9 protein-coding genes and 1 tRNA gene are annotated in these 13,898 nt (G+C 74.0%); 7 read left to right on the forward strand and 3 right to left on the reverse strand.

From position 1 onward, the window contains the following. Positions 1–189 precede the first annotated feature (189 nt). Both D1J60_RS30245 and D1J60_RS30250 read right to left on the reverse strand, forming a co-directional pair. The gene (locus tag D1J60_RS30245) at positions 190–2,544 is read right to left on the reverse strand and encodes a hypothetical protein (protein WP_241253446.1); all 2,355 of its coding nucleotides are present in this window, start codon (positions 2,542–2,544) and stop codon (positions 190–192) included. Continuing rightward, positions 2,544–2,618: transfer RNA gene (locus tag D1J60_RS30250), tRNA-Gly, on the reverse strand. The genes D1J60_RS30245 and D1J60_RS30250 overlap by 1 nt, the downstream gene beginning before the upstream one ends. Positions 2,619–2,843: 225 nt before the next feature. Between D1J60_RS30250 and D1J60_RS30255 the strand changes: the two genes are divergently transcribed. The 7 genes from D1J60_RS30255 (at position 2,844) to D1J60_RS30285 (ending at position 12,217) form a co-directional block, all read left to right on the forward strand. Next, positions 2,844–4,178 (forward strand): sugar ABC transporter substrate-binding protein, encoded by a 1,335-nt coding sequence (locus tag D1J60_RS30255; RefSeq protein WP_241253447.1) that lies wholly within the window; start codon positions 2,844–2,846, stop codon positions 4,176–4,178. Between the two features lie 95 nt (positions 4,179–4,273). Further along, positions 4,274–5,149: a sugar ABC transporter permease gene (locus D1J60_RS30260; RefSeq protein ID WP_125824273.1), complete on the forward strand. Its 876-nt coding sequence runs from the start codon at positions 4,274–4,276 to the stop codon at positions 5,147–5,149. Further along, a complete protein-coding gene (locus D1J60_RS30265) occupies positions 5,146–5,985 on the forward strand; it encodes a carbohydrate ABC transporter permease (RefSeq protein ID WP_125823254.1) in 840 nt (279 codons plus the stop codon). Before D1J60_RS30260 ends, D1J60_RS30265 begins: the two co-directional genes overlap by 4 nt. Positions 5,986–6,041: 56 nt before the next feature. After that, positions 6,042–9,065 carry a glycoside hydrolase family 38 C-terminal domain-containing protein gene (locus D1J60_RS30270; protein ID WP_125823255.1) on the forward strand — a complete coding sequence of 1,008 codons (3,024 nt, stop codon included), beginning with the start codon at positions 6,042–6,044 and terminating at the stop codon, positions 9,063–9,065. Positions 9,066–9,194: 129 nt separating this feature from the next. Further along, positions 9,195–9,560 carry a hypothetical protein gene (locus D1J60_RS30275; protein WP_125823256.1) on the forward strand — a complete coding sequence of 122 codons (366 nt, stop codon included), beginning with the start codon at positions 9,195–9,197 and terminating at the stop codon, positions 9,558–9,560. A gap of 171 nt (positions 9,561–9,731) precedes the next feature. Then, positions 9,732–11,756 carry an NADPH-dependent 2,4-dienoyl-CoA reductase gene (locus D1J60_RS30280; RefSeq protein ID WP_125823257.1) on the forward strand — a complete coding sequence of 675 codons (2,025 nt, stop codon included), beginning with the start codon at positions 9,732–9,734 and terminating at the stop codon, positions 11,754–11,756. Positions 11,757–11,803: 47 nt separating this feature from the next. Further along, positions 11,804–12,217: a PaaI family thioesterase gene (locus D1J60_RS30285; protein WP_125823258.1), complete on the forward strand. Its 414-nt coding sequence runs from the start codon at positions 11,804–11,806 to the stop codon at positions 12,215–12,217. A 10-nt stretch (positions 12,218–12,227) separates the two neighbouring features. Here the strand turns inward: D1J60_RS30285 and D1J60_RS30290 are convergent, their stop codons facing one another. Then, on the reverse strand, positions 12,228–13,790 hold the full coding sequence (locus tag D1J60_RS30290; RefSeq protein WP_241253621.1) for an alpha/beta hydrolase: 1,563 nt from the start codon (positions 13,788–13,790) through the stop codon (positions 12,228–12,230). Positions 13,791–13,898 lie beyond the last annotated feature (108 nt).

Raw genomic sequence — 13,898 nt, forward strand, 5'->3', positions numbered from 1 at the left:
CGCCCGTCCCGCGTGTTATCGACCCCGCGCGTGAGCACGCCGAACGTCCCCTGCCCGTACGGGCGGGGGGCCATCGCCAGAGGGGGCGCCCCCCTACGGAGCGCCGCGTCGGCCGGGGCCGGGGCCGCCCGGCCGGGCCCGCTCCCGCCGGGCCCTGCACCCCGGCCGGGACCGCCCGTTTCCGCCCGGCTAGGGCATCCGCATCCAGTGGCCGTCCGTGCTCCAGCCCAGCAGTCGGCGCGCCCGGCCGCCCTCGCCCGTGCCGTCCGCGCCGAAGGAGCCGCCCCGGGCCACCAGGCGCAGCCCCGCCAGCGCGGGGGCCAGCCGGGCCCGCACGTGCGCCGGGCGCAGCGCCGACTCCGCCTCGATCCAGGCCAGTACCGAAGCCCGCTCGCGCGGACCGCACAGCGACAGGTGGAACAGCATCTGCCGCCACGCGTACGCCGCGTCCTTGATCGCGGGCAGCGGCCGCGGGTTCCCCTCCACCCGGGCCACCAGCCGGCACACGGTCTCGAAGCACTCCCGGGCGGGCCGGCCCCAGCCGCCCGGCACGGTGACCCCGGCCCGCCCGACCAGGGTGGCGAGGTTGTGCGTGGTCAGGACCTGGGCCTGCTCGATCACCTTGCCGTTCGCCGCGACCGACCAGGCCCGGCCCCCGCCCGCCCGCTCCGCGCACAGCGCCGCGAACTCCGGTGCGGTGCGCGCCGGACGGCCGCTGCGCGCCGACTCGGCGGCCTGGGACACCGCCATCCGGCGCACCGCCGCGTAGTCGATGCCGTAGTAGCGCGCGTACAGGCTCTCCTCCAGCAGCTCTCCGGCGACGCGGGCCGCGACGAGGAACTTCGGACCGAAGGTGCCCATGAAGATGTCGGCGGCCAGCTCCTCCGTGAACGGCGCGCCCAGTTCCGCCTGCCGGGCCAGCTGGCCCAGCTCGCGCACCAGCGGGTTGGGCAGCACCGTGCCGGGGAAGGCGTGCACCGCCAGCCCGCCGAGCCGGCGCAGCGCCTCCGCGGCCGGCCCGGTGTCGGCCCCGTCGGCGCGCAGGTGGCCGGAGACCGCCCGCAGCCAGGGGAGTTCCTCGATCCGCACCTGGGACTCCAGGTTCAGCAGGAGCAGCGAGCGGCGGCCCCGGAAGGCGCGGTACGTCGCCGCCATCAGGTTCCGCAGCGGCCCGTCCGCGTACCGCTCGGCGGTGACGGCCGCGACGAGCTGCGGCACCAGCTCGGCCAGCACCTCCGCCGACGGCACCACCCCGCGCTCCACCAGCACCTCCAGCGGGGCGCTCAGCGCCGCCCGGACGGTGCCCGCCACGGCCGCCGGCACCCGCGCACCGGCGGGCAGGCCGCTCTCGCGGGCCTCCTCGGCGCTCACCGGAGCCACCGGGGTGTCCGTGTCCGGGGTCCCGGCGCGCTGGTCGAGCCCGGCGATCCGGCGCAGCACCAGGTTGGCCAGCGCGTGGTGCGAGGGCAGCGCCGCCTGGCGGGCCTGGACGGCCCGGAGCCGGGCGTGCCCGGGGGAGCCGGGCGCGCCGCGCTTGGCCAGCATCGACTCGACGGCGACCCGCAGCAGCCCGGCGAGCCGGGGCGCGGGCGCGCGGCCGGCGACCTCCTCCTCCAGGGCCCGGCGCAGGATCGCGGCGTTCGACTTCGGGTCCAGGTGCTTGGTGCACAGGGTGTGCGCGGCGGCCAGCGTGCGGTAGCGCGCCAGCAGTGCGGCGCCCCGGGCGTGCCAGTCCGGGCCGGGCGCGCGGCCGTGGGCCAGGAGCCGGTGCGCGAGCAGCTCGTCCTCGAAGGGGCGCCACACGGCCAGCGCCTCCCGCTGGGTCTCCACGGCCGTGTTGGGTCCGCGCCGGGCCAGCGCCGCCGAGGCCTCGCCGACGGTGCGGCGGTGCACGCAGTCCACGCCGGGGGCGGGGCGGTCGGCGGGGCGCGGGGAGAAGCGCAGTCGGCCGGCGAAGGGCCGCAGCACCGTGACGAGTTCGGCGGCGGCGTCGAAGTCCCCGGCGCGCACCAGCCACGCCACGGTCGCGAGCGCCGCCTCCTCGGGCACGCGCACCTCGTAGCGGCCGCTGTCGAGCAGCGACCACAGGTACGCCAGCCCGTCCTCGGTGAGGAAGTGCGCGAACAGCTCCGCACGGTCCGCCGGTACGCCGGCCAGCCGGGCGGCCTCCTCCTCGTACGGCAGCAGCGGCCCGCCGGCCGAGGCGGCGCCGGTGGCGAAGCCGCCGGTGACCACCTCGGGGGTGGCCCAGGCGGGGAGCGCGGCGACGGGGGTGCGGGAGCCGATGGCCAGGGAGCCGTCCGCGATGCCCGCCAGGACGCTCTGCCACTTGCGGGCGCGGGACTCGGCGCGTTCGCGGGTGGCGGTGTCGCCGTGGGTCCGCGAGGTCCGCAGGGCGCGGGCCAGCCGCTCCGCCGCGTACGACGGGGACACGGATACGGCCACCGGCGCGGGGCCGGCGGTGGTCGTCGCGGTGGGTCCGGGGACGGGCGCGGGGCCGGTCCGGGACGGGATGGGAGGCTGCTTGTCAGCGTGTGCGTCCATGGCCGACGTGGCAGGTTCCGCCCCTGCGCCCTCCGGGTAGGAAGCCCGGCGCTCTGCTGCTGAGCTACACGTCGTGGTAGGCCGTCAACCTAGGCGCCCGCCCGCCCGCCGCGCAAAGGTTTTTGCGGCGGGCGGGCACGCCGGCCGGGACCCGGGCCGGGCGCCCGCCCGTACGCCGCGGGGGACGCACCGCTTCAGGCCACCGGGGCGGGGGCCTCGTTGACGGCCCTCCGCCCCGGGGTCAGCGTGGGCACCGCCCTCCGGCAGTGAAGCCGGAAACTCCCCCGAAGGCGGCGACGATGACTCGTTCCCCCCTGACCCGCACGGCCCTCGCCACGCTGGTGGCCGCGGGCCTCCTGGCCGCGTCCGGATGCGGCCTGAGCGGAGGCGGCGCCGGTGCCGAGGAGGCCCGCAGAACCGGCGAGGTGTCCGGCGCCATCACCTTCCGCACCCTCCAGCTCAAACCGAAGTTCACCGCCTACGTCCAGGGCGTCATCGACGCCTTCGAGGCCGAGCACCCCGCGGTGAAGGTGAAGTGGGAGGACGTGCCCGGCGACGGCTACAACGAGAAGCTCGTCGCCGACGCCCAGGCCGGGGCCCTGCCGGACGTGGTCAACCTCTCCACCGACTCCTTCCAGCTCCTCGGGGACCGCGGCATGCTCGCCGACGTGGCGCGGCTCGACGGCGCGGTCGCCGCGGAGTACGTCCCGGGAGCCTGGGAGCAGTTCAAGCTGCCGGGGAAGGGCGACGGCGTGTACGCCTACCCCTGGTACGTCACCCCCGAGATCCTCACCTACAACAAGGACCTCCTCGCCAAGGCCGGCCTGGACCCGGACCGGCCGCCCACCACCGTCGAGCAGTTCTTCGACTACGCGGAGCGGATCGCCGCCCGCTCCGGCGGACAGTACGCCGCGTTCATGGCCGACCCCAAGGGCCGGCTGCCGGGCGACTGGCAGAAGATGGGCGTCCCCCTGCTGAACGCCGGGCGGGACCGCTTCACCTTCGACACGGACCGGGCCGTCGCCTGGGTCGAACGGATGAAGGACCTCTACGCCAAGGGCGCCATGCCCAGGGAGTCCCTCCTGAAGGCCGACGACATCAACCAGCTCTACGGCGCCGGCAAACTCGTCTTCGGCCCCGGCTCCCCGGGCTTCGTCCGCGACATCAGGCAGAACGCCCCGCAGGTCTACGCACGCACCGGCGTCGCGGGCGCCGTCACCGGCACGCTCGGCCACATCGGGATCTACGCCCAGTCCCTCGGCATCCGCAAGGACACCAGGCATCCGGACGCCGCGGCCGAGTTCGCCAAATGGGTCACCAACGGCCCCAACCAGGTGGAGTTCTCCAGGAACGCCACCATCTACCCCTCCAACGCCAAGGGCCTGGCCGACCCCCGCTTCGCCGACCGGGGCGACGGCCAGGACGCCGAGACCCTGGCCCGGGCCATCGGCGCGGAGCAGCTGAAGACGGCGGACCTCGACGCCAACACCCCCGTCCAGTGGACCAACCAGGTCGGCGACGCGGTGGTGCGGGAGGTGCAGCGGGCCATCCAGGGCGAGCAGGATGCCCGGACGGCCGTGCGCAGGGCCCAGGAAGAGGCCAACCGGCTGCTCGCCGCCGGGACGCGCAGGTGACCGCTCCCGCCCCGGCGGCCCCCGCACCGCTGCGGGACCACCGCGCCGGGCGGCCCCGGCGCCGGGCGGAACGCGCCCTGGGGGCCGACCCGGGACTGGTCCACCGCAGGTGGTGGACCCCGTACCTGTTCCTCGCCCCGGGCCTGCTGATGGTGGCCCTGTTCAGCCTCTGGCCGTTCCTCAACACCGTCGTGCTGTCCTTCACCGACGCCCGCGTCCTGAGCGGCGGCCACTTCGTCGGCCTCGACAACTACGGCCGGGCCCTGGCCGATCCCGACTTCTGGACCGCCGCCCGCAACAGCGTGCTGTACCTGCTGGTCGTCGTCCCCTGCCTGGTCCTGCTGCCGCTGGCACTCGCGGTCCTCGTCCAGGCGAAGGTCCCCGGCATCGGCCTCTTCCGCTCCGCCTTCTACACTCCGGTGATCGCCTCGGCCGTCGTCGTCGGCCTGATCTGGCAGTGGGTGCTGCGCAGCGACGGACTGGTCAACACCGTCTTCCAGGCGCTCGGCGTGGTCTCCGAGCCGGTCCCCTTCCTCACCGACAGCACCCTGCTGCTGTTCTCCGCCATGCTCGTGACCGTGTGGAAGGGCCTCGGCTACTACATGGTCTTCTACCTGGCCGCCCTCGGGAACGTCCCCGCCTCCCTCCACGAGGCGGCCGCCCTCGACGGCGCCGGCCCCCTGCGCCGCTTCTTCAGCATCACCATCCCCCAGGTGAAGCCGATGATGCTGCTCGTCGGCACCCTCTCCGCGGTCTCCGCGCTGCGCGTCTTCACCGAGATCTACATCCTCGGCGGCGAGAGCGGCGGCCCCGGCGGCGGCGCCCGCACCCTGCCGTTCCTCATCCGGCAGGCCGGCCTCGGCTTCGCCGGGGAGACCGGCTACGCCTGCGCCATCTCCCTGCTGCTGTTCCTGCTGACCCTGGCCTTCAGCCTGCTGGGCCACCGCCTGTCGAGGGGGGACGAGGAGTGAGCGCCAGCACCCGCCGCCGGCGCCGCCGTGCCGGCCGGGCCGCCCGCTACGCCGTGCTCGCGCTCGTGCTCGTACTGATGCTCGGGCCGATCGTCTGGCAGTTCCTGACCTCGGTCCGCGGCCGCACCGAGAACGTGTACGACGGGCTGCTGCCCTCACACCCCACCTTCGACAACTACCTGCGCGTCGCCGAGTCCTTCCCGCTCCTCCAGTACGTGGGCAACACCCTGGTGGTGGCGGTCCTCGCGGTCGCCTCCAACGCGCTGTTCGCGGCGATGGGAGGCTACGCCCTGTCCCGGGCCGGCTGGAAGGGCCGGCGGGCCGTCTTCACCGTCCTCGTGGCGACCCTGATGTTCCCCTTCGAATCCGTGATGATCTCGATGTTCCTCACGGTCCGGGGGATGGGCCTGGTCGACACCCTCGTCGGGGTGTGGCTGCCCGGTGCCGTGTCCGTCCTCAACGTCATGATCATGCGGGCGGCGTTCCTCGCCGTCCCCCGGGAGATCGAGGAGGCCGCGGTCCTGGACGGCGCGGGGGAGTGGACCCGGTTCACCCGGGTCTTCCTCCCCGGTGCCCGGGGCGCCCTGGCCGTCGTCTGCGTCACCAGCTTCATGGGCGCCTGGGACGACTTCCTGTGGCCCCTGCTGGTCCTCACCGACAGCGACCACTACACCCTCCAGCTCGGCCTGAAGACCCTGGCCGGGGCCACCACGACCAGCGACCAGCGGATCGTCGCGGCGGGCGCGATGACCGCGCTCGTCCCGATGGTGCTGCTGTTCCTCCTCCTCCAGCGTTTCTTCTTCAAAGGCGTGGGCGAGGGGGCCGTCAAGACCTGACCGCACGCCCGTTCCCCGCCACGCCACGTCCGCGAACGACCTCCTGGAGCCGCCTCGTGCACGACGACCGCGCCATCACCGAACACCGCCTCCGCCGGGTCCTGGCCGAGCGCGTCCGTCCCGCCGTCCACTCCCGCCCGGTCCCCCTCACCGTCGAGCGCTGGGAGGCCCCCGGCGAGCCGGTCCCGGTCGCCGAGGCGCTGGCCGCCCCGTACGGGCCCTGCGCGGCCGGCGACGCCTGGGGGCCTGCCTGGGGCACCACCTGGTTCAAGGTCACCGGCGAAGTCCCCGCCGACTGGGCGGGCCGTACCGTCGAGGCCGTCCTCGACCTGGGCTTCGACCGGATGATGCCCGGCTTCCAGTGCGAGGGACTGGTCCACCGGGCCGACGGCAGCGAGGTCAAGGCCCTCAACCCGTACAACGACTGGGTGCGGGTCGCCGACGCCGCGACGGGCGGCGAGCGGGTCGAGTGGTACGTGGAGGCCGCCTCCAACCCCGTCCTGGTCGAGCACGCCCCCACCTTCGAGGGCGACCGGCTGACCAGCGGGGACCGGCCGCTCTACCGGCTGGCCCGGATGGACCTCACCGTCTTCGAGCCCGAGGTCTGGGAACTCGTACAGGACCTCGACGTCCTCGCCGAACTGATGCCCCAGCTCGGCGAGGACGACGCACGGCGCTACGCGATCCTGCGCGCCGTCGACTGCGCCCTCGACGAGATCGACCTCGACGACGTCGCCGGCACGGCCGCCGCCGCCCGCGCACGCCTCGCCGGGGTGCTGGCCGCCCCGGCGAACGCCTCCGCGCACCGGATCAGCGCGGTCGGGCACTCCCACATCGACTCGGCCTGGCTCTGGCCGCTGCGCGAGACCGTGCGCAAGGTGTCGCGCACCACCTCCAACATGGTCGCCCTGATGGACGAGCACCCCGAGTTCGTCTTCGCCATGTCGCAGGCCCAGCAGTTCGACTGGCTCAAGACCCACCGGCCCGCACTCTTCGAACGGGTCAAGAAGAAGATCGCCGACGGGCAGTTCGTGCCCGTCGGCGGCATGTGGGTGGAGTCCGACACCAACATGGTCGGCGGCGAGGCCATGGCCCGCCAGTTCCTCTACGGCAAGAAGTTCTTCCTGGACGAGTTCGGCGTCGAGACCCGGGGCGTCTGGCTGCCCGACTCCTTCGGCTACACCGCGGCGATGCCGCAGCTGGTCGGGCTCTCGGGAGCACAGTGGTTCCTGACCCAGAAGATCTGCTGGTCCCAGATGAACACCTTCCCGCACCACACCTTCTGGTGGGAGGGCATCGACGGGTCCCGCGTGTTCACGCACTTCCCGCCCGTCGACACCTACAACAGCGACCTCGGCGGCGCCCAGCTGGCCCACGCCGCCCGCAACTACCGCGAGAAGGGCCGGGGTTCGCGCTCCCTGGTGCCCTTCGGCTGGGGCGACGGCGGGGGCGGCCCCACCCGCGAGATGCTGGCCCGGGCCAGGCGCCGGCGCGACCTCGAAGGCTCCCCGCGCGTGGAGATCGAGCGGCCCGACGCCTTCTTCGAGAAGGCCCGCGCCGAGTACGAGGACGCCCCCGTCTGGGCCGGCGAGCTCTACCTGGAGCTCCACCGCGGCACCTACACCTCGCAGGCCCGGACCAAGCAGGGCAACCGGCGCAGCGAGTCCCTGCTGCGCGAGGCCGAGCTGTGGGCGGCGACGGCCGCCGTGCGCGTACCGGGCCACGGCTACCCGTACGAGGACCTGGAGCGCCTCTGGAAGACCGTCCTGCTGCACCAGTTCCACGACATCCTGCCCGGATCCTCCATCGCCTGGGTGCACCGTGAGGCCCGCGCCACCTACGAGCGGGTGCGCGAGGAGCTGACCGCGATCACCCTCGCGGCGCAGACCGCCCTCGCGGGCGCGGGCGAGGAGGAGCTGGTCTTCAACTGCGCCCCGCACGAGCGGCGCGGCGTCCCGGCCGGCGGCGCGGGCCGTCCGCAACCGGCCGAGCAGCCGGTCACGGTGGAGGAGCGGCACGGCGGCGGACACGTCCTGGCCAACGGGCGGCTGCTGGTCGAGATCGACGGGCGGGGCCTGATCGTCTCCGCGTACGACCTGGAGGAGGGCCGCGAGGCGCTCGCCCCCGGCGGTGCCGCGAACCTGCTCCAGATCCACCCCGACTTCCCGAACATGTGGGACGCCTGGGACGTCGACGCCTTCTACCGCAACAGGGTCACCGACCTCACCGCCGTCGACTCCCTGGAGGTCACCGGGCCGGGCCCGGACTCCTGCACGGTCACGGTCACCCGCTCCTTCGGCTCCTCCGCCGTCACCCAGGCGCTCACCCTGCGGGCCGGGGCCAAGACCGTGGACATCACCACCGACGTGGACTGGCACGAGACGGAGAAGTTCCTCAAGGCGGCCTTCCCCCTCGACGTCAAGGCCGAACGGACCGCCTCCGAGACCCAGTTCGGCCACGTGTACCGGGCCACCCACACCAACACCTCGTGGGAGGCGGCCAAGTTCGAGATCTGCGCCCACCGCTGGATCCACGCGGAGGAGCCCGGCTGGGGCGTGGCGCTGCTCAACGACTCCACGTACGGGCACGACGTCACCCGCCGGATCCGGGAGGACGGCGGCCAGACCACCACCGTCCGGCTCTCGCTGCTGCGGGCCCCCCGCTACCCGGACCCGGAGACCGACCAGGGGCGGCACACCCTGCGCTTCTCCCTCGCGCCCGGCGCCGGCATCGGCGACGCGGTGCGCGAGGGGCACGCGTTCAACCTGCCCGAGCGGACCCTGCGGGGCGCCGGGCCGGTGGCCCCGCTGCTGGCCGTCGACCACGACGCGGTGGTGGTGGAGGCGGTCAAGCTCGCGGAGGACCGCTCGGGGGACGTGGTCGTCCGGCTGTACGAGTCCCGCGGCGGCCGCGCGAAGGCCGTCCTCAGGCCCGGGTTCGCGGTCGCGGAGGCGGTCGGGAGCGACCTGCTGGAGCGGCCCCTGCCGGGCTCGGCGGTCGGGGCCCCGGCCCCGGACGGCGGGGTCCCCCTCACCCTGCGCCCGTTCCAGATCCTCACGGTCCGCCTGCGGCGCGGCTGACCCCGGAGCCGGCCCGGACGAGGGCCGGCCGCGCCGCGTTCATCCGGTCGGCCGAGCAGCGCAGGCCGCCGGGGCTCCGCCGGGCAAGGCTGTGGGGAGGACCACCACCGCACAGACGAGGACCGTGCCATGTCCCACAGCCGACGGATCAGCACCATCGTGGGGGTCGCGGCACTGCTGCTGACGGCCTCCGCCTGCTCCGACCTGGGCCGGAGCACGGTGGGCATGCTCACGTTCCGGGGCCACGACTCACCGGTCGAGGTGAGCTACTCCAACACCCCGGTCGAGGGCTGCCACAAGATCCTGATTCCGAAGGGGGCCACCCACGTCGAGAACAACACCCTCGTGGACATCGTCCTGTACCGGACGGAGAACTGCGCCAAGGCCGAGGCCGAAGGGCCCGAGGGTGCCGAGGGCATCTACGTGGCCACGACGCTCTCGAACGTGACCGCCCCGCACAGCCTGCCCTGGCGCAGCTTCCGGGTCATCCACTGACGGCTCCCGCCCGGGGTGCGGCGTGAACTCCGCCACACCCCCGGCGCCGCGCGCCCCCGGGCCGGGGATTCCCGGCCCCGGGGGCGCGCAGCCGGTTATGCACTTAGTTGCAAAACCCGGCCCTCCTCGCTAGAACAGGTTCATCACCCCCGCGCGAGGAGGCGCCCCCTCATGAGTTCCCAGAGCCGGTACCCGCACCTGCTGAGCCCCCTGGACCTCGGCTTCACCACGTTGCCGAACCGCGTGATCATGGGCTCGATGCACACCGGCCTCGAAGAGCACGCGCACGGCTTCGAGCGCCTGGCCGCCTTCTACGCCGAGCGCGCCCGCGGCGGCGCCGGCCTCATCGTCACCGGCGGCATATCGCCCAACGACGCCGGACGCCCCTTCGAGGGCGGCTCCCGCCTCACCACCGAGGAGGAGGCCGCCGAGCACCGGGTGATCACCGAGGCGGTGCACGCCGAAGGCGGGAAGATCGCCATGCAGATCCTCCACTTCGGCCGCTACGCGTACCACAAGGACCTCGTCGCCCCCAGTGCGATCCAGGCCCCCATCAGCCCCTTCGTCCCCAACGAGCTCACCGGCGACGAGGTCGAGGCCACCATCGAGGACTTCGTCCGCGCCGCCCGCCTCGCCCGGCTCGCCGGCTACGACGGCGTCGAGATCATGGGCTCCGAGGGCTACCTGGTCAACGAGTTCATCGCCGCCGCCACCAACCGGCGCACCGACGACTGGGGCGGCGCGTACGAGAACCGCGTGCGCTTCCCGCTGGAGATCGTCCGGCGCACCCGCGCCGCCGTGGGCGACGACTTCATCCTGATCTACCGGCTCTCCATGCTGGACCTGGTCCCCGGCGGCTCCACCCTCGACGAGGTCGTCCACCTCGCCAAGGAGATCGAGGCGGCCGGCGCCACCATCATCAACACCGGCATCGGCTGGCACGAGGCCCGCATCCCCACCATCGCCACCTCCGTCCCGCGCGGCGCCTACACCTGGGTCACCAAGCGGCTGATGGGCGCGGTGAGCGTGCCGCTGGTCACCAGCAACCGCATCAACACCCCCGAGAAGGCCGAGGAGATCCTCGCCGACGGCCGCGCCGACCTGGTGTCGCTCGCCCGCCCCTTCCTCGCCGACGCCGACTTCGTGGCCAAGGCCGCCGCCGGGCGCTCCGAGACCATCAACACCTGCATCGGCTGCAACCAGGCCTGCCTCGACCACACCTTCAGCGGCAAGATCACCAGCTGCCTGGTCAACCCGCGCGCCTGCCACGAGACCGAGCTGGTGCTCTCGCCCACCCGCACGAAGAAGCGCGTCGCCGTCGTCGGCGCCGGCCCGGCCGGCCTCGCCTGCGCGGTCACCGCCGCCGAACGCGGCCACGCCGTCACCCTCTTCGAGGCCTCCGGGCACATCGGCGGCCAGCTCGACGTGGCCCGCCGCATCCCGGGCAAGGAGGAGTTCGAGGAGACCATCCGCTACTTCGGCACCCAGCTCGCCGCACACGACATCGACGTCCGCCTGGACACCCGCGCCGACGTGGACACCCTGCGCGGCTACGACGAGGTCGTCGTCGCCACCGGCGTCACCCCCCGCACCCCCGCCATCGAGGGCGTGGACCGGGAGAACGTCGTCGGCTACCTCGACGTACTGCGCGACGGCGCCCCCGTCGGGCGGCGCGTGGCCGTCGTCGGCGCCGGCGGCATCGGCTTCGACGTCGCCGAGTACCTCACCGACAGCGGCGAGGGCGCCTCCCAGGACCCCGAGGTCTACTTCCGGCACTGGGGCGTCGACACCGCGTACGCCGGCCCGGGCGGCCTCACCGCCCCCGAGCGGCCCGCGGCCCCCCGCCAGGTCACCCTGCTCCAGCGCAAGGCCACCAAGGTCGGCGCCGGCCTCGGCACCACCACCGGCTGGATCCACCGCGCCGAACTCAAGCACCGCGGGGTCGTCTCCGTCGCCGGGGCCACGTACGAGCGGATCGACGACGAGGGCCTGCACATCACCGTCGGCGGCGAACCGCACCTCGTGCCCGCCGACACGGTCGTCCTGTGCACCGGCCAGGAACCGCGCCGCGACCTGTACGAGGCGCTGCGCGCCGAGGGCATCGAGGCGCACCTGATCGGCGGCGCCGACGTCGCCGCCGAACTCGACGCCAAGCGCGCCATCCGCCAGGGCACCGAAGTGGCGGCCTCCCTCTAGGGATCCGCGGCTTGTGGCGGCCCGCTCCGGGCCGCCACAATCACCGGGTGACGTTGACACCGGCAGACGCGGACAAGATTCTGGGCGACAACTTCGCCCCCTGGGTGCTGGCCCTCGGCCTCACCGTCGAGGAGACCGGCGAGCGGCACGCCGTCCTGCGGCTGCCCTGGTCGGACTCCCTGGCCCGCGACGGCGGCGGCCTGTCCGGCCAGGCCCTGATGGCCGCCGCCGACACCGCCACCGTCATCGCGATCTCCGCCGCGCGCGGGGCGTACGGCCCGATGACCACCGTCCAGCAGTCGACGAGCTTCCAGCGTCCGGTCGTCGCCGCCGACGTACTGATCGACGTACGCGTCAGCAAGCTGGGCAAGCGCATGGCCTTCGCCGACGTCACCATGACCCCCGAGGGGGCTGTGGAACCGGCGGCGAAGGCCTCCACGGTCTACGCCCTGCTCGGCTGAACCCGCGGCGTCAGAACCGCCGCGGACCGGACGGCAGCGGCAGCGGCTTCGGCGCCGGGAGCACGTCCTGCCGCTGGGCCGGGGCCGGAGCCGTCCGGCAGGTCACGTCCCGGTCGGGCAGCCGGCCCGTGGCCAGGTAGGAGTTGACCGGCGCGTTGGCGCAGGAGGCGGGGTCGGCCAGGTACACGCCGTGGCCCTCCCCGCCCATCGCGAGGACCATCCGCGAGCCCTTCAGGGCCCGGTGCAGGCCCTGCCCGCTCACCAGCGGGGTCTGCGAGTCCCACTCGTTCTGCACGGTCAGCACGTTCGCCCGGGTCTTCATCGGGGTGGCCGCCTCGGCGGGCCGCTGCCAGAAGGCGCAGGGCTTGATGTTGGAGGCGATGTCCCCGTACAGCGGGTAGCGGGCCTTGTCCCGCGCCGCGTCCCGCGCGTACTGGCCGGGATCGCGCGGCCAGGCGCCGGTGTCCCCGCACAGCACGGACCAGAACACGGCCGTGCCGTTGTCGGAGGCCGGCGCCGGGGCGCCCAGCAGCTCCCGCAGGTCCGGCACGGCCGCGCCGGCGGGCTGCGGAGCGCCCTCGGCGGCCGCCTTCAGCGCGGCGACGAGCGGCCCGGCCTGCTGCGGGTAGAAGAACAGGCCGCGCGCGGAACGGATGTCATCGCCCGTCAGCTTCATCCCCTGGAACTCGATCGGCTCGCGGTCGGCGCGGGCCACCAGGCCCCAGAACGTCGCCGACACCGCCTGCGGCGTCGCACCGAGCCGGTACTCGCCGTCGCGCTCCGCCGTCCACCGCGTCCACCGGGCGAACGCCGGCTCGGCCTCCGTGGCCCACACCTGGATCATCCCGCGCCAGAGCAGCTGCGGGTCGACCCCGCTGTCGAGGACGAAGCGGTCGGTACGGGACGGGAACATCTGGGTGTAGACCGCGCCGAGGTAGGTCCCGTACGAGTAGCCCACGTAGGAGATCTTCCGCTCGCCCAGGGCCGCGCGGATCGAGTCCATGTCGCGGGCCGTGTTGCGGGTGGTGATGTACGGCAGGACCGAACCGGCCTTCTCCCGGCACTTGTCCGCGACGGTGCGCGCCCAGGCGACGTCGGCGGGGAAGGTCTCGGGGCGGTACGCGCGGTCGAAGTTCTGCTCCGCCTCGTTCAGTCCGCAGCTGATCGGGCTGCTGGCCCCGACGCCGCGCGGGTCGAAGCCGATCAGGTCGTAGCGCTCCCTGACCTCCTTCGGCATGGACTCCTCCATCATCAGCGGCAGGTCGAGCCCCGAGCCGCCGGGTCCGCCGGGGTTGAGCAGCATGACCCCGTGCCGCTTGGCCGGGTCCGGGCTCTTGATCCGGGATATCGCGAGGTCGATGGTCCTGCCGCGGGGGCGCTGGTAGTCGAGCGGCACCTTGAGCGTCGCGCATTCGTACGCGGCAGGCCGGTCCGTGGCGCAGCGGTGCCAGGAGGGCTGCCGCGGCTGGTAGTCGGAGGGGGCCGGGGCGGCCGCCGCCTGGGTGGCGGCGAGCAGGGGGAGGGAGGTCGCGAGGAGTCCGGCGGTGGCGAGCAGGGGCGCGAGGCGTTTCATGCGCACGGAGAGCCGTTCCTTTCGGAGAGGGGCGGTCCGTGCCACCTTGGAACACGCGGAGGGTGGGGCGAATCATCCCTCAGGGCGGCTCCCGTACTTCTCCGTGCA

The sequence above is a fragment of the Streptomyces sp. W1SF4 genome, from assembly GCF_003950035.1.
GTDB lineage: Bacteria > Actinomycetota > Actinomycetes > Streptomycetales > Streptomycetaceae > Streptomyces > Streptomyces racemochromogenes.